Below are 23,282 nucleotides of genomic sequence, written 5' to 3' on the forward strand. Positions count from 1 at the left end.
CCAGTCTTTTTGACTTCTTTTTCGAATAGAAAAGAAAAGGAGGTAGACCATGTTTGTAGCTAGAGATGCCAAGGGAAATTTGGTAAATGCCCTCGAAAAAGACGTGACAAGACAAGCTTATACTTGTCCAGCCTGTGGGGGTGGACTACGATTACGTCAAGGACAGAGCGTTCGAACGCATTTTGCTCATGAATCTTTAAGAGATTGTATGGCTATTTTTGAGAATGAAAGTTCAGAACACTTGGGCAACAAAGAGGCTCTCTATCACTGGGCCAAGAAGGACAATCAGGTTGCCGTAGAATATAGTCTGCCCGCGATTCAGCAGATAGCGGATGTTCTCGTAAATGAGAAACTAGCTCTAGAGGTCCAGTGCAGTCCCTTGTCTCATAAGCTTTTAGGCGACAGAAGTCAAGGCTACCGTAGTCAGGGCTACCAAGTTATCTGGCTATTGGGAGAAAAACTCTGGTTAAAAGAGCGACTTACGCAACTGCAAAGGGGGTTTCTCTATTTTAGTCAAAATATGGGTTTCTATGCTTGGGAACTAGATTTCAAAAAGCAAGTTTTGAGACTGAAATATCTTTTACATCAGGACCTACGTGGAAAGCTTCATTTTCAGGTCAAGGAATTTCCCTATGGACAAGGAAAACTCTTGGAAATTCTACGATTTCCTTATCAAAAACAAAAGCTAGCTAGTTTTACAGTTTCTCAAGATCCAACTATCTGTCACTTCATTCGACAACAGTTGTACTACCAAACGCCTTACTGGATGAAGAAGCAAGAAGAGGCCTATCATCGAGGAGACAATCTATTAAACCGTCAACTAGACGACTGGTATCCTCAGGTCAGACCGATAGTATCAGGAGATTTTTTGCAGATTGAAACGGATTTGACTAGCTATTATAGAAATTTTCAGGCTTACTATCAAAAAAATCCGAAAAATAATCGTCAAAAGCTCTATCCACCAGCCTTTTATCACTTATATTTCTCAAAAAATGTGGTAAAATAGAAAGGATGGAGGAATCTTATGGTATTACAACGACATGAAATAAATGAAAAAGATACATGGGATCTTTCAACAATCTACCCAACAGACCAGGCTTGGGAAGAAGCCTTGAAAGATTTAACTGAAAAAGTACAAACAGCATCTCAGTATGAGGGACATCTTTTGGACAGCGCAGACAGTTTGCTTGAGATCACAGAATTCTCACTCGACTTGGAACGCCAAGTTGAAAAGCTTTATGTCTATGCGCATATGAAAAATGACCAGGACACGCGTGAGGCCAAGTATCAAGAGTACTATGCTAAGGCAATGACCCTGTACAGTCAGTTAGAACAAGCCTTTTCATTCTATGAACCTGAGTTTATGGAGGTTAGCGAAAAGCAGTATGCTGCCTTCCTAGAAGCTCAACCAAAACTCCAAGTTTACAAACACTTTTTTGACAAGCTTTTGCAAAAGAAAGACCATGTTCTTTCGCAACGTGAGGAAGAAATGCTTGCTGGAGCAGGAGAAATCTTTGGCGCTGCTAGTGAAACTTTCGCTATTTTGGATAATGCGGATATTAGCTTCCCATACGTTCTTGATGACGAAGGCAAGGAAGTGCAACTCTCACACGGTACTTACATTCGTTTGATGGAGTCTAAAAACCGTGAAGTGCGTCGTGGTGCCTATGAAGCCCTCTATGCGACTTATGAGCAATTCCAACATACTTACGCTAAGACTTTGCAGACAAATGTTAAGGTGCAAAACTACCGAGCGAAAGTTCGCAACTATAAGAGTGCCCGTCATGCAGCCCTCGCAGCAAACTTTGTTCCAGAAAGTGTCTATGACAATTTGGTAGCAGCAGTTCGCAAGCATTTGCCACTCTTGCATCGATACCTTAACCTTCGTTCTAAAATCTTGGGAATTTCAGATCTCAAGATGTACGATGTCTACACACCGCTATCTTCAGTAGAATACAGCTTTACTTATGAGGAAGCCTTGAAAAAGGCAGAAGAGGCCTTGGTAGTCTTGGGTGACGACTACTTGAGCCGTGTCAAACGGGCTTTCAGTGAGCGTTGGATTGATGTCTATGAAAACCAAGGCAAGCGTTCTGGTGCCTATTCTGGTGGTTCTTATGATACCAATGCCTTCATGCTTCTCAACTGGCAGGACAATCTAGACAATCTCTTTACCCTTGTCCATGAAACAGGTCACAGTATGCACTCTAGCTATACTCGTGAAACTCAGCCTTATGTTTACGGAGATTACTCTATCTTCTTGGCTGAGATTGCCTCAACCACAAACGAAAATATCTTGACAGAGAAATTGTTGGAAGAAGTGGAAGACGATGCAACCCGTTTTGCTATTCTCAATAACTTCCTAGATGGTTTCCGTGGAACAGTCTTCCGTCAAACTCAATTCGCTGAGTTTGAACATGCTATCCATCAAGCAGATCAAAATGGAGAAGTCTTGACAAGTGATTTCCTTAATAAACTCTACGCTGACTTGAACCAAGATTACTATGGACTCAGCAAGGAAGACAATACTCAAATCCAATATGAGTGGGCGCGCATTCCACACTTCTACTATAACTACTATGTTTATCAGTATTCAACAGGTTTTGCAGCTGCTTCAGCCTTGGCTGAGAAGATTGTCCATGGTAGTCAAGAAGATCGTGACCGCTATATCGACTATCTCAAGGCTGGTAAATCTGACTATCCGCTCAATGTTATGAGAAAAGCGGGTGTTGATATGGAAAAAGAAGACTATCTTAACGATGCCTTTGCAGTCTTTGAACGTCGCTTGAACGAGTTTGAAGCTCTTGTTGAAAAATTGGGACTAGCTTAAGATGGTAGAGTCTTATAGTAAAAATGCCAATCACAATATGCGTCGTCCCGTCGTCAAGGAAGAAATCGTTGAACTCATGCGCCAGCGTCAAAAGCAGGTGACTGGTTCTTTGAAAGAATTGGAAACCTTCGCTCGCAAGGAAAATATCCCAATCATTCCTCATGAAACAGTTGCTTACTTTCGATTTCTCATGGAAAGTCTGCAGCCTAAGAATATTTTGGAAATTGGGACAGCTATCGGTTTTTCAGCTCTTTTGATGGCGGAGCATGCGCCAGATGCTAAGATTACAACCATTGACCGCAATCCTGAGATGATAGGCTTTGCCAAGGAAAACTTTGCCCAGTTTGACAGTCGTAAGCAAATCACCCTCTTAGAGGGTGATGCCGTAGATGTTTTGTCTAGCCTGACAGAAACTTATGACTTTGTCTTTATGGATTCGGCCAAGTCCAAGTACATCGTCTTTCTACCTGAAATCCTCAAACGACTTGAAGTTGGTGGAGTGGTTGTCTTGGATGATATTTTTCAAGGAGGAGATGTTGCCAAGGACATCATGGAAGTCCGCCGTGGTCAACGAACCATTTATCGTGGTTTGCAAAGACTTTTCGACGCAACTTTGGACAATCCAGGTCTAACAGCAACTCTAGTTCCTCTTGGTGATGGCATTCTCATGCTACGAAAGAATGTAGCAGATGTACAGCTACCTGATGATAAATGATTTTCAGAAAAATTTAAGAAATTATAGTAAAATAGATAAAGTAACACTTACCGTAAAAGGAGTAAACATGAAGAAAAAAATTATGGCAGGAGCCATCACACTTTTATCAGTGGCAACACTTGCAGCTTGTTCAAATAGTTCTGAAGGAAAAGATTTGATCAGCATGAAGGGTGATGTGATTACAGAACATCAATTCTTTGAAGAAGTAAAGAATAATCCAACTGCGCAACAAGTCTTGCTCAATATGACCATCCAAAAAGTATTTGAACAACAATATGGATCAGAGGTAACGGATAAAGATGTGGATGACGCCGTTGCTGAGGAACAAAAGAAATACGGCGATAGCTACAACAGCGTGCTTCAACGTGCAGGTATGACACCTGAGACTCGTAAAGCTCAAATCCGTACTAGCAAATTGGTTGAATTGGCGGTTAAGAAGGCCGCTGAGAGCGAATTGACAGACGAAGCCTACCAAAAGGCTTTCGAAGCGTACACACCAGATGTAACTGCTCAAATCATCCGTATGGACAATGAAGACAAGGCAAAAGAAGTGCTTGAAAAAGCGAAAGCAGAAGGTGCAGATTTTGCTCAGTTGGCGAAAGACAACTCTAACGACGACAAAACAAAAGAAAATGGTGGAGAAATCACTTTTGACTCTGCTTCAACAGAACTTCCAGAACAAGTCAAAAAAGCAGCCTTTGCCTTGGATGTGAACGGTGTTTCTGATGTGATTACGGCTACTGGAACACAAGCCTACAGCAATCAATTCTACATCGTTAAAGTAACGAAGAAGACAGAAAAATCTTCTAACTTAGAGGATTACAAAGAAAAATTGAAGACCATCATTTTGACTCAAAAACAAAATGATTCAGCCTTTGTTCAAGGAGTAATTGGTAAAGAATTACAAGCTGCTAATATCAAAGTCAAAGATCAAGCCTTCCAAAACATCTTCACCCAATACATCGGTGGTGGTGACTCAAGCTCAAGCAGTAGCTCTTCATCTAACTAAGCAATGAAAATACAAATCTCATTTGAGGTTTGTATTTTTTATGCTTGAAGACAAAATAAGTAAAATTCGAAGGATTAAAGGATAATAGTTTTTTTCTTTCTGAAAAAGTGGTATAATAACAATCAAAATTAGAAAATAAAACGGAATTAGGGACAACCACCTCTGTTCCTATTAGAGTGGTGAAATATGAAAATTAGTAAAAGGCACCTACTAAACTATTCCATTTTGATTCCTTATTTTCTTCTGTCAATTTTGGGATTGATTGTAGTTTACTCGACAACGAGTGCAACCCTAATTGAAGAAGGAAAAAGCGCTTTTCAATTGGTACGTAACCAGGGGATTTTCTGGGTAGCTAGTTTGGTTTTGATTGCCTTAATCTATAAATTAAAATTAGGTTTCCTGAGAAATGGACGTCTCATTTTTATCGTGATGATTGTGGAGATGGTTCTTTTAGCCCTAGCGCGTCTGGTCGGAACACCTGTCAATGGAGCATATGGATGGATTTCTGTAGGACCTGTAACGATTCAGCCGGCTGAATACCTTAAGATTATCATCATCTGGTACCTGGCATATCGTTTTTCAAAACAGCAAGATGAGATTGCGGTTTATGATTTCCAGGTGTTGACCCAAAATCAATGGCTACCTCGAGCTTTTAACGATTGGCGTTTTGTTCTGCTGGTTCTGATTGGTAGCTTGGGGATTTTCCCCGACTTGGGAAATGCGACCATCTTGGTCTTGGTGGCGCTCATTATGTACACCGTTAGTGGAATCGCCTATCGTTGGTTCTCGACCATTCTAGCTCTCTTAGCAGGGAGTTCAATTTTAGTATTGTCTGTCATTCGTCTCGTTGGGGTTGAAAAATTTTCTCAGATACCGGTATTTGGTTACGTTGCTAAACGTTTCAGTGCCTTCTTTAATCCCTTTAATGACTTGGCGGGTGCAGGACACCAGCTTGCAAATTCCTACTATGCCATGGTTAATGGAGGCTGGTTCGGACTGGGATTGGGAAATTCTATCGAGAAGCGTGGTTATCTGCCGGAAGCCCATACGGATTTCGTCTTTTCGATTGTCATCGAAGAGTTTGGATTCGTAGGAGCGAGTATGATTTTGGCTTTACTCTTCTTCTTAATTTTGCGAATCATCTTGGTTGGTATTCGAGCTAAGGATCCCTTTAACTCCATGGTTGCTATCGGTGTCGGAGGGATGATTCTTGTTCAGGTCTTTGTCAATATCGGTGGGATTTCAGGGTTGATTCCTTCTACAGGGGTGACCTTCCCCTTCCTTTCACAAGGTGGGAACAGTCTCCTGGTATTATCCGTGGCCATTGCCCTTGTACTAAATATCGATGCCAGCGAGAAACGTGCTAAACTCATTAGAGAATACGAATCTCAAACTGTTGAAGGTCTGTAAGGACTGTATGGAAAGGAAAAATATATGTCTCTTCAGAAATTAGAAAACTATAGTAATAAAGCCGTCATCCAAGAAGAAGTCTTGATTTTGACAGAGCTACTAGAAGATATTACAAAAAATATGCTAGCGCCAGAGACCTTTGAAAAAATCATGCAGTTGAAGGAATTATCAACAAATGAAAACTATCAAGGCCTCAATGAACTGGTGACTAGCCTTTCCAATGAAGAAATGATTTACATTTCTCGTTATTTCTCTATCCTTCCACTCTTGATTAATATATCTGAGGATGTGGACTTAGCCTATAAAATTAACCACCAGAACAATGTGGACCAAGACTATTTAGGGAAATTGTCTACAACCATAAAGATGGTAGCTGAAAAAGAAAATGCAGCTGAAATTTTAGAAAAGTTAAATGTCGTTCCTGTCTTAACCGCCCATCCAACGCAAGTACAACGCAAGAGTATGCTGGACTTGACCAACCATATCCATACGCTCTTGCGTAAGTACCGTGATGTCAAACTAGGCTTGATTAATAAAGAAAAATGGAACATGGATCTCCGTCGTTACATTGAAATTATCATGCAAACAGACATGATTCGTGAGAAGAAGTTGAAAGTAACTAACGAAATCACCAACGTGATGGAGTACTATCAAAGTTCCTTCCTGAATGCTGTGCCACGTTTGACGGCTGAATATAAGAAACTAGCTAAAGAACAAGGAATTGAGCTTCAACATCCAAAACCAATTACTATGGGGATGTGGATTGGAGGAGACCGCGATGGAAATCCTTTCGTAACAGCGGAAACCCTCAACAAATCAGCCTTGACTCAGTGCGAAGTCATCATGAACTACTACGATGAAAAGATTTATAATCTTTATCGTGAATTTTCACTTTCAACCAGCATCGTGAATGTCAGCGACAAAGTTCGTGAGATGGCGTTGAAGTCGCAAGACAACTCCATTTATCGCGAAAAAGAACTCTATCGTCGTGCCCTTTTTGATATCCAAGCTAAGATGCAGGCAACTAAGGCTTATTTGATTGAAGACAAGGATCTTCAGCCTAGATATGCTACTGCAGATGAATTTTATCAAGACTTGTTGGCCATTCGAGATTCTCTCCTTGAGAATAAAGGGGAATACCTGATTTCAGGAGAATTTGTTGAACTGATGCAAGCCGTTGAAATCTTTGGCTTCTACCTTGCTTCTATCGACATGCGCCAAGATTCTAGTGTTCATGAAGCTTGTGTGGCTGAGTTGTTAGCATCTGCTGGCATCAACGACCACTATAGCGATCTTTCTGAAGATGAAAAATGCGCCCTCCTCTTAAAAGAGTTGGAAGAAGACCCTCGAATCCTCTCAGCAACTCATGCTGAAAGGTCAGAACTGCTTGAAAAAGAACTGTCTATCTTTAAAGCTGCCCGCAAGTTGAAGGATAAACTGGGTGAAAATGTCATTCGCCAAACCATCATCTCTCACGCGACAAGTGTATCTGATATGCTAGAATTAGCCATCATGCTCAAAGAAGTAGGCTTGGTTGATGCTCAAAAAGCGCGCGTTCAGATTGTCCCCCTCTTTGAAACGATTGAAGACTTGGATCACTCGGAAGAAACCATGAGAAGATACTTCTCTCTTCCATTGGCTAAAAAGTGGATTGCTTCAAAAGACAACTACCAAGAAATCATGCTTGGCTACTCCGATAGTAATAAAGATGGTGGTTATCTATCATCATGTTGGACACTCTACAAGGCTCAACAACAACTGACTGCTATTGGAGATGAATTTGGCGTTAAAGTCACCTTCTTCCATGGCCGTGGTGGTACTGTAGGTCGTGGTGGTGGCCCAACTTATGAAGCCATCACATCTCAACCGCTCAAGTCTATCAAGGACCGTATCCGTCTGACTGAGCAAGGAGAAGTCATTGGAAACAAATACGGAAACAAAGACGCTGCCTACTATAACCTTGAAATGTTGGTATCCGCGGCCATTAACCGTATGATTACCAAGAAAAAGAGCGATACCAATACCTCAAATCATTATGAGTCTATCATGGATCAAGTAGTGGACCGTAGCTACGATATCTACCGTGATTTGGTCTTTGGAAACGAACATTTCTATGATTATTTCTTCGAGTCAAGCCCAATCAAGGCTATATCAAGCTTCAACATTGGTTCACGTCCTGCAGCTCGTAAGACTATCACTGAAATTGGTGGTCTACGTGCCATTCCTTGGGTCTTCTCATGGTCACAAAGTCGTGTCATGTTCCCTGGATGGTATGGAGTAGGATCCAGCTTTAAAGAGTTTATTGATCAAGATCCGAAGAATATCGAGTTTCTTCGTGACATGTACCAAAACTGGCCTTTCTTCCAATCTCTTCTTTCCAATGTAGACATGGTCTTATCTAAGTCTAACATGAACATTGCTTTTGAATATGCTAAGCTCTGTGAAGATGAAGAAGTGCAGGCTATCTACTACACTATTTTAGATGAATGGCAGTTGACTAAGGACGTTATTTTAGCTATTGAAGGCTATGACGAACTCTTGGCAGAAAACTCTTACCTAAAAGACAGCCTAAATTATCGTATGCCTTACTTTAATATCCTTAACTACATTCAGTTGGAATTGATCAAACGTCAACGTCGTGGCGAATTGTCAGCTGACGAAGAAAAACTGATCCATACAACTATTAACGGAATTGCAACCGGTTTGCGTAATTCAGGCTGATATTCTACAAACTTCCTCTTTTTTCAGGGGGAAGTTTTTGAATTGTTTAAAAAATTCTAAAAATAGCCTTGACAAGTAGTTGAAAAATGATATAATTTAAACATTCAGAAAGTAATCATGCTCATTTTTTAGAGAGTCTGTGGTTGGTGAAAACAGATAGATGAAAGTGATGAAAATTGGGCTGAATGTTATAAAGAATTTGAAATCATAAAAATTCGGTGAGCACACCTTACAGTGCAACTCGTGAATGCGAGAAAGAGCGATAGGGATATTCCCTATAATTGAGGTGGCACCGCGCATCGACGTCCTCACACAAGTTTTTTGTGTGAGGATTTTTTTATGGGAGGAAAGATTATGAAATTTAAACGATGGCGTCGCTTGTTTTTAGTGAAAAGAGTATTATACAAGTGATTTAAAAGGAGAACGAAAAATGAAAAATAAACGTTTAATGGGAATTATCGCTGGATTAGCTATATTGGTAGTGGCTAGTTTGATTTATTCATCAATGAACAAGCCAGCAGCGAAGGTGGAGCAAAAGGTTGCTAAGGTTGGTGTTCTTCAATTTGTTAGTCACCCATCCTTGGACTTGATTTATCAAGGAATTCAAGATGGACTAGCTGAAGAAGGCTATATGGACGACCAGGTAAAAATCGACTTTATGAACTCTGAAGGAGACCAGAGCAAGGTTGCAACCATGAGTAAACAATTGGTGGCAAATGGAAACGATGTCGTTGTTGGGATTGCAACACCAGCGGCTCAGGGACTCGCTAGTGCTACTAAAGATCTACCAGTTATCATGGCTGCTATTACAGACCCAATCGGTGCTAACTTGGTCAAGGATTTGAAAAAACCAGGTGGCAACATCACAGGGGTATCAGACCACAACCCCGCTGAACAGCAAGTGGAATTGATTAAAACTTTGACACCAAATGTCAAAACAATCGGCGCTCTCTACTCAAGTAGCGAAGATAACTCAAAAACACAGGTAGAAGAATTCAAGGCTTATGCTGAAAAAGAAGGTTTGACAGTCGAAACATTTGCCGTTCCATCAACCAATGAAATTGCTTCAACAGTTAATGTCATGACAAGTAAGGTTGATGCGATTTGGGTTCCAATTGACAACACCATCGCATCAGCATTCTCAACAGTTGTTTCAAGCAACCAAACAGCTAAAAAGCCAATCTACCCAAGTGCCACTGCCATGGTAGAAGCAGGTGGATTAGCATCTGTAGTAGTTGACCAACACGATCTTGGAGTGGCTACTGGTAAAATGATTGCCAAAGTTTTGAAAGGTGAAAAACCAGCTGATACGCCAGTTAATGTCTTCTCAACTGGTAAGTCAGTGATTAACAAAAAACTAGCGCAGGAACTTGGTATCACCATTCCTGAGTCCGTTCTAAAAGAAGCAGGACAAGTGATTGAATAAAGATAAAGGAGGAGCTGGACACATCTCCTCCCGTTTTTACTAAAGAAAGAAATGAGTGAAAGATTATGATAGTATCCATTATTTCTCAGGGAATGGTCTGGGCGATTTTAGGTCTGGGAATCTTTATGACTTTTCGAATTCTAAATTTTCCGGATATGACGACTGAGGGCTCTTTTCCTCTAGGAGGAGCAGTCGTTGTAACCTTGATAACACAGGGAGTCAATCCATTTTTAGCAACCCTAGCCGCAGTAGGAGCGGGCTGTCTAGCTGGAATGGCGACAGGTCTCTTATATACCAAAGGAAAAATCCCAACCCTCTTATCAGGGATTCTGGTCATGACTTCCTGCCATTCCATCATGCTCATGATTATGGGACGTGCCAATCTGGGGCTTCTTGGAACCAAGCAAATTCAGGATGTCATGCCTTTTGATTCAGAACTTAACCAACTCCTGACTGGATTAACCTTTGTTGCCCTTGTTATTGGCCTCATGCTCTTTTTCCTTGATACCAAACTAGGTCAAGCCTACATCGCTACAGGTGATAATCCTGATATGGCTCGTAGCTTTGGTATCCATACTGGTCGTATGGAACTCATGGGTTTGGTTCTTTCAAATGGGATTATTGCACTTGCAGGAGCCCTAATTGCTCAACAAGAAGGATATGCAGATGTTTCTCGAGGAATTGGAGTGATTGTCGTAGGGCTTGCTAGCTTGATTATTGGTGAGGTTTTGTTCAAGAGTTTGAGCTTGGCAGAGCGACTCATGACCATCGTTGTAGGGTCTATTGCTTATCAGTTCCTCGTCTGGGGAGTGATTGCTCTTGGGTTTAATACAAGTTATCTTCGTTTGTACAGCGCCTTGATTTTGGCAGTTTGCCTTATGATTCCAACCTTCAAAAGCAAATACCTGAAAGGAGTCAAGTTTAGCAAATGACAGCAATTGTAGAATTAAAAAATGCTACCAAAGTCATCACGAATGGCTTTAATGAGGAAAAAATCATTCTTAATGATGTTTCTCTTGAAATTTTCGAACATGATTTCATTACCATTCTAGGTGGAAATGGAGCTGGGAAGTCAACACTTTTTAACACTATTGCAGGTACCCTACCTTTAACAAGTGGAAGTATCCGTATCATGGGCGAGGATGTAACGCATTTTTCACCTGAAAAGCGGGCTAAGTATTTGTCTCGTGTCTTTCAGGATCCTAAGATGGGGACGGCTCCCCGTATGACGGTGGCGGAAAATCTCTTGATTGCCAAGTTTCGTGGTGAGAAGAGAGGACTCCTTCCTAGAAGACTTTCAAGCCATCGGGAAGAATTTCAGTCTACCATTGAAAAAGTGGGAAATGGGCTTGAAAAACATCTGGACACTCCTATTGAATTTCTATCAGGCGGTCAGCGTCAGGCATTGAGTCTCTTGATGGCAACCTTGAAGCGACCAGAGTTGCTCTTGTTGGATGAACACACAGCAGCCCTTGACCCAAAAACGAGTGTGGCCTTGATGGAATTAACAGATGACTTTGTCAACAAGGGTCATCTAACAGCCTTGATGATTACCCACCATATGGAAGATGCACTGAAGTATGGAAATCGTCTGATTGTCATGAAGGAAGGCCGTATCATCCAAGACCTCAATAAAGAAGAAAAAGCTAAGATGAAAATTTCAGACTACTATCAACTGTTTGAATAGGAGACGGCAGGAACTTCCTGAGACTATATAAAATCAAAACTTAGAAGCACGCAGATGTTTCTAGTTTTTTTAGTGACATAATTAGATCGATTGGTGCACTTGTCCAAGTTGCTTCATTTTATAGTATAATAAGTATCAACATGGAGTATAAATACAAGATTATTCCTAGCCTTTTAAGAAAATATCAAAATCAAGGATATCTAGGATAATAATAAGTCATTCAAAGTGAAAAAAATTCAATAAAACATATTGTTTATGGAGGTAAAAAATGACTTACACACAAGAAGACTTTCAGGAATGGATTTTCCAGATTGAATTTAAAATGGATTATTTTACTAAGGATTTTGCCCAAGAGCAAAATTTAATCTTGGACTATAGCATGCAGTCCTTGGATGATTTGGAGGCTTGGATTTTGGCTCATTATGAAAATCACCATGTCTTGATAGAGGATAAAAAACTCTTGGATTATTTAACAGTCTATATCGGAGAAACCTTCCGCAAGCACTTAGGTGGCAAGTGGTTCATTGACCTAAAGAATAAAAAGAATGCTTATTATTCCATGCCTGTGTTGGTTGATCCTTCCTATCGAGGAGAAGTATATATAGCACCCATGACTTTTGCAACGGCTTGTATCAGCAGAAAAGATGGACAATATATTAGCAGAATACTGAAAAATAATCTTCAAGAACAAGTAAAATAAAAGTAACTTATGAGCAATCTTACAAGAAAATAAAAGGATAAGTTGGAGGAGTTAAGGAGAAGATTCCCGATAACATGATAACAGTGAGTTTTTATGAAATATAAGTAGGGAAAGCGTATGAAATGGTTTACTTTTTTTCAGAAATAAGCTATACTAGTTAACGTAAAACTATGATAAGATGGAGGTATTGTGTATGGTTGACAAGCAAGTTATTGAAGAAATCAAAAACAATACCAACATTGTGGAAGTCATAGGCGACGTGATTTCTTTACAAAAGGCTGGACGGAACTATTTAGGGCTCTGTCCTTTTCATGGTGAGAAGACCCCTTCTTTCAACGTTGTGGAAGACAAGCAGTTTTATCACTGTTTCGGATGTGGTCGTTCAGGAGATGTTTTTAAGTTCATCGAAGAGTACCAAGGTGTGTCCTTTATGGAAGCTGTTCAGCTCTTAGGGGAGCGCGTCGGTATTCAATTAGCCATGCCTGTCCAGTCTCGTCCTCAACAGGCTTCGCCTCATCAAGCTTTATATGATATGCATGAAGAAGCTGCCCGTTTTTACCATGCAATTCTCATGACGACCAAGATGGGAGAAGAAGCAAGGGCTTATCTCTACAAACGTGGATTGACGGATGATGTTCTGAAGCACTTTCAAATTGGACTGGCTCCAGCAGAGAGAACCTATCTCTACCAACGTTTATCTGACAAGTTTGAGGAAAAGGATTTATTGGATTCGGGCTTGTTTTACTTGTCAGATGGCAATCAGTTTTATGATACTTTTTTTGGACGTATCATCTTTCCTTTGACCAATGACAAGGGGCAGGTTATTGCTTTTTCAGGTCGTATCTGGGACGAAACTGATAGTCAGACTGCCAAGTACAAAAATAGTCGTTCGACTGCAATTTTTAACAAGAGTTATGAATTGTATCATTTGGACAAGGCAAAAAAGGGAACAGGGAAGATCACAGAGCTCTATCTGATGGAAGGCTTCATGGATGTAATCGCAGCCTACCGTGCTGGTATAGAAAATGCTGTAGCTTCCATGGGGACAGCCTTAAGCAAGGAGCATGTTGACCACCTCAAACGCTTTACCAAAAAAATTGTTCTCAGCTATGATGGCGACAAGGCAGGGCAGGCAGCGACAGCCAAAGCTCTGGAAGAATTAAAAGATTTCTCAGTTGAGGTTGTTCGAGTACCTGATGCCATGGACCCAGATGAGTATTTGCAAAAGAATTCTGCTGAAGACCTGGCTTACCTTTTAACCAAGACTCGGATCAGTCCTATAGAGTTCTATATACACCAGCTCAAGCCAGAAAATAGTGATAACTTACAGGCACAAATCGAGTTCATTGAAAAAATAGCTCCCTTGATCGCCAAGGAAAAGTCTATCACTGCCCAGAATTCTTATATTCACATTCTGGCGGATAATCTACCTTCCTTTGATTACCAGCAGGTGGAACAGATAGTAAATGAAAGTCGCATTGTTCAGAGGCAGGAGAGAGTCAAAGAGGAGCAACCTCCAGCAGCGATTAGTTTACCTGTAACGCGGCAACTGACAGCAGTCATGAGAGCAGAGGCTCATCTCCTTTATAGGATGGCTGAAAATCCAGTTGTGTTAAATGACTACAGATTAAGAGAAGATTTTTTCTTTGATACCCCAGAATTTCAGATTCTTTACGAATTATTAAGTGTAGAGGGACAAATCGGCTCAGAGGAGCTTTCTCATCAGACGCCTGAGGTTGAAAATGCTTGGTACCACGTGCTTAGTCTGGATTTGCCAGCTGAGATGTCGCCTCAGGAGCTAGTGGAAGTCGAAGCGACTCGAAACCGTGCCCTCCTCAGTAAGGACAACTTAAGAATTAAAAAGAAAGTGCAGGAAGCTAGTCATGTAGGAGATACAGACACAGCCTTGGAAGAATTACAACGATTGATTTCCCAAAAGAGAAGAATGGAGTAATAATGGCAACAAAACAAAAAGAAGTAACTACATTTGATGTGCAAGTAGCAGATTTTATCCGTAACCACAAAAAGACAGGAACAGCAACAGACGACGAAATCAATTCAAGTCTGGTTATTCCTTTTACCCTGGATGCAGACGGCATTGAAGACCTTTTGCAACGGATTCAGGATGCTGGAATTTCTATCACAGATAACGAAGGAAATCCAAGCGCGCGTGTTCTTAGTGCAGAAGAAGAACCAGAACTCAGTGATGAGGACTTGATTGGCTCAACTTCTGCCAAGGTTAATGACCCTGTCCGTATGTATTTGAAGGAAATCGGGGTTGTTCCTCTCTTGACCAACGAAGAGGAAAAAGAATTGGCACTTGCAGTTGAGGCTGGTGATATCGAAGCCAAACAACGTCTTGCGGAAGCCAACCTTCGTTTGGTAGTTTCGATTGCTAAGCGATACGTAGGTCGTGGCATGCAGTTTCTTGACTTGATTCAAGAAGGAAACATGGGCTTGATGAAGGCCGTGGATAAGTTTGACTATTCAAAAGGATTTAAGTTTTCTACGTATGCAACTTGGTGGATTCGTCAGGCGATTACTCGTGCCATCGCTGATCAGGCGCGTACTATTCGTATCCCTGTCCACATGGTGGAAACCATTAACAAGCTTGTCCGTGAACAGCGGAATCTCCTTCAGGAATTGGGTCAAGATCCAACTCCTGAACAAATCGCTGAGCGTATGGATATGACACCTGACAAGGTGCGTGAAATCCTAAAAATCGCCCAAGAGCCAGTATCACTTGAAACACCGATTGGTGAAGAGGACGATAGTCATCTTGGGGACTTTATCGAAGACGAAGTGATTGAAAATCCAGTAGACTACACAACTCGTATCGTTTTGCGTGAGCAGTTGGATGAAGTATTGGATACACTTACAGATCGTGAAGAAAACGTTCTGCGCCTTCGTTTCGGTTTGGACGATGGAAAAATGCGTACTCTTGAAGATGTTGGTAAAGTCTTTAACGTGACTCGTGAGCGTATTCGTCAGATCGAGGCCAAGGCTTTGAGAAAATTGCGCCAACCAAGTCGCAGCAAACCCCTTCGTGATTTTATTGAAGACTAAGAGTGAGGAATAATATGGCTTATACAGAAGAGCAAATTGAAACGATTAAAACTCGTATTTTGACTGCCTTGGAAGAGGTCATCGACCCTGAGTTGGGAATTGATATTGTCAATTTAGGTTTGATTTATGAGATTCGTTTTGATGGTGAAACAGGTCACACGGAAATTGATATGACCTTGACAACTATGGGGTGCCCACTGGCTGACCTCTTAACAGACCAGATACACGATGCGATGACAGAGGTTCCTGAGGTAACCAATATCGAAGTCAAATTGGTCTGGTATCCAGCATGGACGGTTGAAAAAATGAGTCGCTATGCGCGTATCGCCCTAGGAATTAAGTAATCGATTGGAAAATTGTGAGAGACGATTGGAAAAGAGAGGGGCTCCTCCATTTTCCTCTGGTCTCTTCTTTCTTTTACTGATTTTCTTGAAATAAAATGGTATAATGAGTAGTATGGAAAACAAAAAATTGCGTATTAATATGCTAAGTTCAAGTGAAAAAGTGGCTGGTCAAGGAGTGTCAGGAGCCTACCGTGAATTGGTGAGTCTCCTTCATCGTGATGCCAAAGATCAGTTGATTGTTACGGAGAATCTTCCTGTAGAGGCAGATGTGACCCACTTTCACACCATTGATTTCCCTTATTATTTATCCACATTTCAAAAGAAACGCTCTGGGAGAAAAGTTGGCTATGTGCATTTCTTACCTGAGACACTCGAGGGGAGTTTGAAGATTCCATTTTTCTTAAAAGGAATTGTCAAACGCTATGTTTTTTCCTTTTACAACCGAATGGAACACTTGGTGGTGGTTAATCCCATGTTTATAGAGGATCTAGTTGCTGCGGGTATTCCACGTGAAAAAGTAACCTATATTCCAAACTTTGTAAATAAGGAAAAATGGCATCCATTGCCAGCTGACCAAGTAGCAAAACTTCGTCAGGAAATGGATCTCGCAAAAGATCAGTTTGTCGTGGTTGGTGCGGGTCAGGTTCAGAAACGAAAAGGGATAGATGACTTTATCCGTCTTGCTGAAGAATTGCCAGAAATTACCTTTATCTGGGCTGGTGGTTTTTCATTTGGCGGGATGACAGATGGTTATGAACGCTATAAAAAAATCATGGACAATCCACCTGAAAATCTAATTTTTCCAGGTATTGTTCCTCCAGAGCGAATGCGAGAGCTCTATGCTTTAGCGGATCTCTTCTTGCTACCAAGTTACAACGAACTATTCCCCATGACTATCTTAGAGGCCGCTAGTTGCGAGGCTCCTATTATGTTAAGGGATTTGGACCTGTATAAGGTCATTCTTGAGGGAGATTATCGTGCTACAAGTGATGTCTCTGAGATGAGAGAAGCAATCCTAGAATATAAAGAAAATTCTGAAGCGTTGAAAGAATTGAAAGAAAAAGCAAAAAGGATATCCAAGCAGTATTCAGAAGAGCATTTACTGGGAATTTGGTTAAAATTTTATCGGGAACAGGCTGCTCTAGGTAAAAAGTGAGGTAATCTATGCGAATTGGTTTATTTACAGACACCTATTTTCCTCAGGTTTCCGGGGTTGCGACCAGTATTCGAACCTTGAAGACAGAGCTTGAGAAGCAAGGCCATGCAGTTTTTATCTTTACAACAACAGATAAAGATGTGAATCGCTACGAGGATTGGCAAATTATTCGAATTCCGAGTGTCCCTTTCTTTGCATTTAAAGATCGACGATTTGCCTATCGAGGTTTTACAAAGGCACTTGAAATCGCCAAGCAGTATCAGCTAGATATCATTCACACCCAGACAGAATTTTCACTTGGATTATTAGGGATTTGGATTGCACGAGAATTGAGGATTCCTGTTATCCATACTTACCATACCCAGTACGAAGACTATGTGCATTATATTGCTAAGGGGATGTTGATTCGTCCAAGTATGGTAAAATATCTGGTACGTGGTTTCCTTCGTGATGTAGATGGAGTAATCTGCCCTAGTGAGATTGTTCGGGACCTTTTATCTAAATACAAAGTGAAGGTTGAAAAACGTGTCATTCCAACCGGAATTGAGCTAGCTAAGTTTGAACGACCTGAGATTAAAGAGGAAAACTTACAAGAACTTCGTTCGAAGTTAGGTATTCAGGAAGACGAGAAAATGCTACTGAGCCTTTCGCGTATTTCTTATGAGAAGAATATCCAAGCAGTCCTAGATGCTTTTGCTGAAGTATTAAAAGAAGAAGATAAAGTGAAGCTGGTCGTTGCTGGAGACGGTCCTTATCTGGACAGTCTGAAAGAGCAAGCAGTGAAATTAAACCTGCAAAAACATGTGATTTTTACAGGTATGATTGCTCCAAGCGAGACAGCCTTATACTATAAGGCTGCAGATTTCTTCATCTCTGCCTCAACGAGTGAAACTCAGGGCTTAACCTATCTAGAAAGTCTAGCCAGTGGAACGCCTGTTATCGCTCATGGCAACCCCTATCTTGATAACCTGATCAGTGATAAAATGTTTGGTACCCTCTACTATGGAGAACGAGAGCTTGCAGGAGCTATCCTTGAAGCCTTGATTGCTACTCCTGATATGTCTGAACAAAAGTTGGCGGATAAGTTGTACGAAATTTCGGCTGAGAACTTTGGAAAACGAGTACATGAGTTTTACCTTGATGCCATTATCTCAAATAACTTTGAACATGAATTGCATGATGGAAAACCTGTCAGTCAGCGCTTTTTAAAAACGATTTTATATCTACCCCAACAGGCTGTTACAAGTCCAGTAAAAGAGTCTAAGCGTATTTTGCGGGCTTCTCGGAAGCAATTATCCAGCATCAGAGATTATTGGAAAGATGAATTCAAATAATAGATAAGAGGAAAATACAATGAAAAAATTAATGCGAAGTTGAAAAAACCAAATAATTGGTGGAGTTTGTGCAGGAGTTGCCCATTATTTTGATATTGACCCAACAATTGTTCGTGTTGTTTGGGGTGTTCTTGCATTTTGTTATGGAGCAGGAATCCTTGCTTACATCATTTTATGGGTGGTTGCACCGGTTTCAACAGACTATTAATTTAGAATTATAAAGTGAAAAGGAGAAGTTATGGCTTTTGGAGATAATGGAAAACGTAAAAAAACATTGTTTGAGAAAGTGACACTTGTTGTCGTGCTCATCATGTTGTTTGTAACCCTTGCTGGTATCTTTGCAACTGCGCTTGGAGCTTTTAGCAGATTCTAAGCAAGCTGCGAGAATAGAAACAATAACTAATGACTGGGTTCTCCCCAGCCTTTTTAAAGTGAGAAGAAAATATGAGTATGTTTTTAGATACAGCCAAGATCAAGGTCAAGGCTGGTAATGGTGGCGATGGCATGGTTGCCTTTCGTCGTGAAAAATATGTCCCTAATGGCGGTCCGTGGGGTGGTGATGGTGGACGTGGAGGTAACGTTGTTTTCGTGGTAGACGAAGGCTTACGTACCTTGATGGATTTCCGCTATAACCGTCATTTTAAGGCTGATTCCGGTGAAAAAGGGATGACCAAAGGAATGCATGGACGTGGTGCAGAAGACCTTCGTGTTCGTGTGCCACAGGGAACTACTGTACGTGATGCAGAAACAGGTAAAGTCATTACAGACTTGATTGCACATGGTCAAGAATTTATCGTGGCTCACGGCGGTCGAGGTGGTCGTGGGAATATCCGTTTTGCCACGCCAAAAAATCCTGCGCCTGAAATCTCTGAGAATGGAGAGCCAGGTCAAGAACGTGAGTTGCAACTGGAATTGAAAATCTTAGCAGATGTTGGTTTAGTCGGTTTTCCATCTGTCGGAAAGTCAACATTGCTTAGTGTCATCACTTCAGCTAAGCCTAAAATCGGTGCTTACCACTTTACGACGATTGTCCCTAATTTGGGCATGGTTCGTACGCAGTCAGGTGAATCTTTTGCAGTAGCAGACCTTCCAGGTTTGATTGAAGGTGCCAGTCAAGGTGTTGGTCTTGGAACCCAGTTCCTCCGACATATCGAACGCACTCGAGTTATCCTCCATGTCATCGATATGTCAGCTAGCGAAGGTCGTGATCCTTATGAGGATTACCTTGCTATCAATAAGGAATTGGAATCCTATAACCTTCGTCTCATGGAGCGTCCGCAGATCATCGTAGCCAACAAGATGGATATGCCTGAAAGTCAGGAAAATCTTAAAATTTTCAAGGAAAAGTTGGCAGCAAACTACGACGAGTTTGAGGAACTTCCAGCCATCTTCCCAATTTCTGGTCTGACCAAGCAAGGTTTGGCAACTCTTTTGGATGCGACAGCTGAATTGTTAGACAAGACTCCAGAATTTCCGATCTATGATGAATCCGATATGGAAGAAGAGGCTTACTATGGCTTTGACGAGGAAGAAAAAGCCTTTGAGATTAGTCGTGATGATGATGCGACATGGGTACTTTCTGGTGAAAAACTTATGAAACTCTTTAACATGACCAACTTTGACCGTGACGAATCAGTTATGAAATTTGCCCGCCAGTTACGTGGTATGGGGGTTGACGAAGCCCTTCGTGCGCGTGGAGCTAAAGATGGCGATTTGGTCCGCATCGATAAATTTGAGTTTGAATTTGTAGACTAGGAGATTGATATGGGAGATAAACCGATATCATTCCGAGATGCAGATGGAAATTTTGTTTCTGCAGCAGATGTGTGGAATGAAAAGAAACTAGAAGAATTGTTTAATCGTCTCAACCCTAAACGTGCTCTTCGATTGGCACGCACAAAGAAAGAAGAAACACAGTCAAAGAAATAAAAAATTCCCGTGATTTTTTGATCACGGGATTTGTTTTATTCACCAAAGAAAAATGGTGGCGCATATTTTTTAAGGCTTTCAAAACAAGCTTGCGCTTTTGTAGCATCTTCACAGATAATCATGCAGACATCATCTCCACAAAGCGTTGCAATGACATCTGGAAAGTCCAAGGAATCAATTACAGATCCAAATGATTGGGCTAAACCAGGTAAAGTTTTCAAAATAACTTGGTGTTGGACAGGACGCAACATAACAAGAGCATCTTCCATATAATTTTCGAGACGTTTTTCCCACTTGGAGATAGAGCCTGTATTTAACACGTAGTAAGAATTATCTTCTTCTCGTACTTTTGAAAGGTTCATGGTTTTGATATCGCGTGATAAGGTTGCCTGTGTAACTTGGATATCGTTTTCGGCTAACAAGGCTTGTAATTCCGCTTGGGTATGGATTTTGTTTTTTGAAACGAGGGCACGAATAAGTTGGTGTCTGTGTTCAGATTTGTTCATAAGTGTTAATAGCTCCTTTTATGAGGGAATAGTGATAGTAGACTGTGCTAAATCAACAGTCAAGTGATAGTCTGTATTATCTCGAATTGTAATCTCAAAGTCTGTTGTGTAGAGAACCAAGCGGAGAGTGTCTCCTTCTTTAAGTTTGTAGATAGTTGGTTGAAGCTCTAGCTTGAAGTCCATCCATTCATTTGGTTGGATTTCTTCGATTGTCAAGAGATCATTTCGGTTTTGAAGATTGAGGTAGCCTTTGGTGATGACACGTTGGGCACTTGGGTTGAATGGCAGTTCACAGAGATTTTCTAACATGTGGTAACGACCATTGTCAATGGTTCGGACTGATTGAACCGCTGGATAGGGTTGAAGGTACTTCTGTTGTCCTAGTTGGAGGACTTGAGCAGACAATAAGCCCTTGTTTGTACTTGATTTGACACGAAGTTTCAGTTCCACTCGACCATTTAAGTGGATGTCATTGGTCACCGGAAGGTCAATAGTGATTTGATTGGCTTTTCCCTGGTAAAGTTCTGTGTTGAAGGTCTGGTAAGTCTTGCCATAACGCTCAAAATCTTTTTGATCATACTGGTTTTGAATTACCTTTTCTTCAACTCCAAGAGAGAAGGTATGCAGTTCGTCCTGTTTGCCAAAGTCATCAAGTCTCTGCCAAGTTTGCGGTGTAGTATTGTCCTGCCAGATGACAGTAGGGAGTTGATAGCTTGAGTTGAGTCCTAACAATTTCTTACTCAACAAGGCATTCATGGACTCGCGGAAGTCAATTGACTGCCAGTTGTTCATATAGACATGGGCACCATGATGGAAAAAGAGGTGCTTCTTGATATGAGTTGGAAGGGCATGAAACATCTGGTAAACATGAAGAGGTTTGACGTTCCAATCCTGAGAACCATGCGTAAAGACGACCTCAGCTTGAACCTTGTGGGCATTGAGCAGATAGTTGCGGTCATGCCAAAACTGATTGTAGTCACCAGTCTTGCGATCTAAATGTTCTTTTACCTTCTCTAAGTCTGCCTGATGAACTCCATTACCACGAATATAATCACCAGCTAGGAGATTACGGGAGTAGGTCAATTCAGCAAGTGAGTCAAAATCCTCACCTGGATAGCCACCTGGGCTAGTCACCAAACCATTTTCTCGATAGTAGTTGTACCAAGAGGAAATACCTGCTTCAGCGATAATGACCTCTAAGCCATCAACACCAGTGGTGGCGAGACCATTGGACATGGTGCCTAGATAGGAAATTCCTGTTGTTGCAACTTTGCCGTTTGACCAATCAGCCTTGACTTGACGTTTGCGTGTGTGGTCTGTGAAAGCACGGCAACGACCATTAAGCCAGTCAATCACGTTTTTATATGCTTCAATTTGCTGGTAGTCCCCATTAGTCATGAGACCTTGGGAATCCCTGGTACCAACACCCGATACATAGAGATTGGCAAATCCTCGTGGGAGGAAGTAGTCATTGAGGGTGTATGAGCTGTTGATATGAGCTAACCTTTCTTCAGCTTCAGAGACGAGTTCAGCTTGGCCGAGAGGCTCGACTAAATTCAGCTTAGGCTCCTCAAGCTCAATGGTGTGGGCAGGTTTGACCTCAAGTTCTCCTTCCATTTTGTAGAGAGCTTTATCGCTAGCTTTGACATTGGTCCCTTGGTGATAAGGGCTGGCAGTCATAACTGAAGGAATCTGTCCATCATAACGCGGGCGAATAATGCTGACCTTGACTAAGTCAGGGAGACCGTCTTTATCAGTATCCACACGACTCTCGACATACACAACTTCACGAATGACATCATGAGTAGAGAAGGTTGCCAAGCTCTTATCGTTAAAGTAGTGGTAGTGATTGTCTTCTGAAATGAGTCCGTCACTAACAAGTTGGTCGATGAGCGTATTTCCTTTTTTCGTTCGCGTATTGAGTAACTGATAAAGATTTTCGATGAGATCACCATAAACAATAGGAAATCCAGTTTCTTTACGGAATTGTTCGGCGTCCTCAAAGTCAACAAGATAGTTAAACCCTAAAAGTTGAAAAACTACTGTGTAGAAAACATCAGCAGTCAAATCACGCTCTGATTGGAAAAAAGTTAATAGATCTGTTCCGTTATCTGCAGCCAAAGTGGATAAGACATAATCCGTGTTAGAATAAGTGAAAAAACTCCAGCGGATGAAGTCTTCAAATTGCTTTTTTAAGGGCAGTTGAGGGGACAATTTCAGACCAAGACTTGCTAGTTCATCTAATTGTTGAGAACTAGAGGTCGGAAGATAGCTAAATTGATTAAAACGCATGGTTCTCTCCTTTGAAAACAGACTGAATTTATTATATCAAAAAATAAGGAAAAATGGAATAAATAAACTTTAATGCAAGAAATTTCGTGAAGCGGAATACCTATTTAGTAAGTTATTATAAAATGATGAATAAATACTATAATAAAAAGCCCTTTCTTAG

The 23,282-nt window shown here is 41.1% G+C and carries 21 protein-coding genes and 1 other annotated feature; of the genes, 19 read left to right on the top strand and 2 right to left on the bottom strand.

The window, feature by feature from the left end:
* Positions 1-49: 49 nt before the first annotated feature.
* The 19 genes from M1F74_RS02425 to M1F74_RS02515 all read left to right on the top strand — a co-directional run bounded on the left by M1F74_RS02425 (position 50) and on the right by M1F74_RS02515 (position 20,324).
* Positions 50-1,006, top strand: coding sequence for a competence protein CoiA (locus M1F74_RS02425; protein WP_247946192.1), 957 nt, complete (start codon positions 50-52; stop codon positions 1,004-1,006).
* Positions 1,007-1,024: 18 nt separating this feature from the next.
* On the top strand, positions 1,025-2,827 hold the full coding sequence (gene pepF, locus M1F74_RS02430) for an oligoendopeptidase F (protein WP_247946193.1): 1,803 nt from the start codon (positions 1,025-1,027) through the stop codon (positions 2,825-2,827).
* A gap of 1 nt (position 2,828) precedes the next feature.
* A complete protein-coding gene (locus M1F74_RS02435; RefSeq protein WP_081103123.1) occupies positions 2,829-3,542 on the top strand; it encodes an O-methyltransferase in 714 nt (237 codons plus the stop codon).
* A 67-nt stretch (positions 3,543-3,609) separates the two neighbouring features.
* Complete coding sequence (prsA, locus tag M1F74_RS02440; protein ID WP_247946194.1) at positions 3,610-4,551, top strand: peptidylprolyl isomerase PrsA; 942 nt, start codon at positions 3,610-3,612, stop codon at positions 4,549-4,551.
* A 186-nt stretch (positions 4,552-4,737) separates the two neighbouring features.
* Entirely contained in the window at positions 4,738-5,961 is a 1,224-nt protein-coding gene (ftsW, locus tag M1F74_RS02445; protein ID WP_000703351.1) for a cell division peptidoglycan polymerase FtsW, read from the top strand.
* Positions 5,962-5,985: 24 nt separating this feature from the next.
* The gene (gene ppc, locus M1F74_RS02450) at positions 5,986-8,682 is read left to right on the top strand and encodes a phosphoenolpyruvate carboxylase (RefSeq protein ID WP_247946195.1); all 2,697 of its coding nucleotides are present in this window, start codon (positions 5,986-5,988) and stop codon (positions 8,680-8,682) included.
* 96 nt (positions 8,683-8,778) lie between these two features.
* Positions 8,779-8,995, top strand: a binding site (T-box leader).
* 117 nt (positions 8,996-9,112) lie between these two features.
* Positions 9,113-10,108 (top strand): tryptophan ABC transporter substrate-binding protein, encoded by a 996-nt coding sequence (trpX, locus tag M1F74_RS02455; protein WP_247946196.1) that lies wholly within the window; start codon positions 9,113-9,115, stop codon positions 10,106-10,108.
* Positions 10,109-10,173: 65 nt separating this feature from the next.
* Entirely contained in the window at positions 10,174-11,040 is an 867-nt protein-coding gene (locus M1F74_RS02460) for an ABC transporter permease (RefSeq protein WP_247946197.1), read from the top strand.
* Complete coding sequence (locus tag M1F74_RS02465) at positions 11,037-11,795, top strand: ABC transporter ATP-binding protein (RefSeq protein WP_247946198.1); 759 nt, start codon at positions 11,037-11,039, stop codon at positions 11,793-11,795. The genes M1F74_RS02460 and M1F74_RS02465 overlap by 4 nt, the downstream gene beginning before the upstream one ends.
* Positions 11,796-12,063: 268 nt before the next feature.
* The gene (locus tag M1F74_RS02470) at positions 12,064-12,495 is read left to right on the top strand and encodes a hypothetical protein (protein WP_000222726.1); all 432 of its coding nucleotides are present in this window, start codon (positions 12,064-12,066) and stop codon (positions 12,493-12,495) included.
* Between the two features lie 193 nt (positions 12,496-12,688).
* Positions 12,689-14,449: a DNA primase gene (dnaG, locus tag M1F74_RS02475; RefSeq protein ID WP_225893168.1), complete on the top strand. Its 1,761-nt coding sequence runs from the start codon at positions 12,689-12,691 to the stop codon at positions 14,447-14,449.
* 2 nt (positions 14,450-14,451) lie between these two features.
* The gene (gene rpoD, locus M1F74_RS02480; protein ID WP_000201892.1) at positions 14,452-15,561 is read left to right on the top strand and encodes an RNA polymerase sigma factor RpoD; all 1,110 of its coding nucleotides are present in this window, start codon (positions 14,452-14,454) and stop codon (positions 15,559-15,561) included.
* Positions 15,562-15,575: 14 nt separating this feature from the next.
* Complete coding sequence (locus M1F74_RS02485) at positions 15,576-15,905, top strand: metal-sulfur cluster assembly factor (RefSeq protein WP_000331934.1); 330 nt, start codon at positions 15,576-15,578, stop codon at positions 15,903-15,905.
* 112 nt (positions 15,906-16,017) lie between these two features.
* Positions 16,018-17,061, top strand: coding sequence for a glycosyltransferase family 4 protein (locus M1F74_RS02490; protein WP_247946199.1), 1,044 nt, complete (start codon positions 16,018-16,020; stop codon positions 17,059-17,061).
* An 8-nt stretch (positions 17,062-17,069) separates the two neighbouring features.
* Complete coding sequence (locus tag M1F74_RS02495; RefSeq protein WP_001219468.1) at positions 17,070-18,395, top strand: glycosyltransferase family 4 protein; 1,326 nt, start codon at positions 17,070-17,072, stop codon at positions 18,393-18,395.
* Between the two features lie 52 nt (positions 18,396-18,447).
* Complete coding sequence (locus M1F74_RS02500) at positions 18,448-18,603, top strand: PspC domain-containing protein (RefSeq protein WP_247946215.1); 156 nt, start codon at positions 18,448-18,450, stop codon at positions 18,601-18,603.
* A 30-nt stretch (positions 18,604-18,633) separates the two neighbouring features.
* Positions 18,634-18,768 carry a DUF4044 domain-containing protein gene (locus M1F74_RS02505; RefSeq protein WP_000863851.1) on the top strand — a complete coding sequence of 45 codons (135 nt, stop codon included), beginning with the start codon at positions 18,634-18,636 and terminating at the stop codon, positions 18,766-18,768.
* 71 nt (positions 18,769-18,839) lie between these two features.
* Positions 18,840-20,150, top strand: coding sequence for a GTPase ObgE (gene obgE / locus M1F74_RS02510; RefSeq protein WP_247946200.1), 1,311 nt, complete (start codon positions 18,840-18,842; stop codon positions 20,148-20,150).
* A 9-nt stretch (positions 20,151-20,159) separates the two neighbouring features.
* Positions 20,160-20,324, top strand: coding sequence for a hypothetical protein (locus tag M1F74_RS02515; RefSeq protein WP_000502578.1), 165 nt, complete (start codon positions 20,160-20,162; stop codon positions 20,322-20,324).
* Between the two features lie 35 nt (positions 20,325-20,359).
* On the opposite strand, the gene M1F74_RS02520 is transcribed toward M1F74_RS02515, so the two are convergent.
* Together M1F74_RS02520 and M1F74_RS02525 are read right to left on the bottom strand one after the other, a co-directional pair.
* On the bottom strand, positions 20,360-20,830 hold the full coding sequence (locus M1F74_RS02520) for an arginine repressor (protein ID WP_007519472.1): 471 nt from the start codon (positions 20,828-20,830) through the stop codon (positions 20,360-20,362).
* A gap of 18 nt (positions 20,831-20,848) precedes the next feature.
* Positions 20,849-23,122, bottom strand: coding sequence for a Xaa-Pro dipeptidyl-peptidase (locus M1F74_RS02525; RefSeq protein ID WP_247946201.1), 2,274 nt, complete (start codon positions 23,120-23,122; stop codon positions 20,849-20,851).
* Between the last annotated feature and the right edge of the window lie 160 nt (positions 23,123-23,282).

The organism is Streptococcus oralis (assembly GCF_023109315.1).
GTDB classification, from domain to species: Bacteria; Bacillota; Bacilli; order Lactobacillales; family Streptococcaceae; genus Streptococcus; species Streptococcus oralis_BS.

Excerpts from the sequence above, each read along its gene's own strand:
- M1F74_RS02425 (WP_247946192.1), top strand. The coding sequence starts at position 50 with ATGTTTGTAGCTAGAGATGCCAAGGGAAATTTGGTAAATGCCCTCGAA.
- pepF (WP_247946193.1), top strand. The coding sequence starts at position 1,025 with ATGGTATTACAACGACATGAAATAAATGAAAAAGATACATGGGATCTT.
- M1F74_RS02435 (WP_081103123.1), top strand. The coding sequence starts at position 2,829 with ATGGTAGAGTCTTATAGTAAAAATGCCAATCACAATATGCGTCGTCCC.
- prsA (WP_247946194.1), top strand. The coding sequence starts at position 3,610 with ATGAAGAAAAAAATTATGGCAGGAGCCATCACACTTTTATCAGTGGCA.
- ftsW (WP_000703351.1), top strand. The coding sequence starts at position 4,738 with ATGAAAATTAGTAAAAGGCACCTACTAAACTATTCCATTTTGATTCCT.
- ppc (WP_247946195.1), top strand. The coding sequence starts at position 5,986 with ATGTCTCTTCAGAAATTAGAAAACTATAGTAATAAAGCCGTCATCCAA.
- trpX (WP_247946196.1), top strand. The coding sequence starts at position 9,113 with ATGAAAAATAAACGTTTAATGGGAATTATCGCTGGATTAGCTATATTG.
- M1F74_RS02460 (WP_247946197.1), top strand. The coding sequence starts at position 10,174 with ATGATAGTATCCATTATTTCTCAGGGAATGGTCTGGGCGATTTTAGGT.
- M1F74_RS02465 (WP_247946198.1), top strand. The coding sequence starts at position 11,037 with ATGACAGCAATTGTAGAATTAAAAAATGCTACCAAAGTCATCACGAAT.
- M1F74_RS02470 (WP_000222726.1), top strand. The coding sequence starts at position 12,064 with ATGACTTACACACAAGAAGACTTTCAGGAATGGATTTTCCAGATTGAA.
- dnaG (WP_225893168.1), top strand. The coding sequence starts at position 12,689 with ATGGTTGACAAGCAAGTTATTGAAGAAATCAAAAACAATACCAACATT.
- rpoD (WP_000201892.1), top strand. The coding sequence starts at position 14,452 with ATGGCAACAAAACAAAAAGAAGTAACTACATTTGATGTGCAAGTAGCA.
- M1F74_RS02485 (WP_000331934.1), top strand. The coding sequence starts at position 15,576 with ATGGCTTATACAGAAGAGCAAATTGAAACGATTAAAACTCGTATTTTG.
- M1F74_RS02490 (WP_247946199.1), top strand. The coding sequence starts at position 16,018 with ATGGAAAACAAAAAATTGCGTATTAATATGCTAAGTTCAAGTGAAAAA.
- M1F74_RS02495 (WP_001219468.1), top strand. The coding sequence starts at position 17,070 with ATGCGAATTGGTTTATTTACAGACACCTATTTTCCTCAGGTTTCCGGG.
- M1F74_RS02505 (WP_000863851.1), top strand. The coding sequence starts at position 18,634 with ATGGCTTTTGGAGATAATGGAAAACGTAAAAAAACATTGTTTGAGAAA.
- obgE (WP_247946200.1), top strand. The coding sequence starts at position 18,840 with ATGAGTATGTTTTTAGATACAGCCAAGATCAAGGTCAAGGCTGGTAAT.
- M1F74_RS02515 (WP_000502578.1), top strand. The coding sequence starts at position 20,160 with ATGGGAGATAAACCGATATCATTCCGAGATGCAGATGGAAATTTTGTT.
- M1F74_RS02520 (WP_007519472.1), bottom strand. The coding sequence starts at position 20,830 with ATGAACAAATCTGAACACAGACACCAACTTATTCGTGCCCTCGTTTCA.
- M1F74_RS02525 (WP_247946201.1), bottom strand. The coding sequence starts at position 23,122 with ATGCGTTTTAATCAATTTAGCTATCTTCCGACCTCTAGTTCTCAACAA.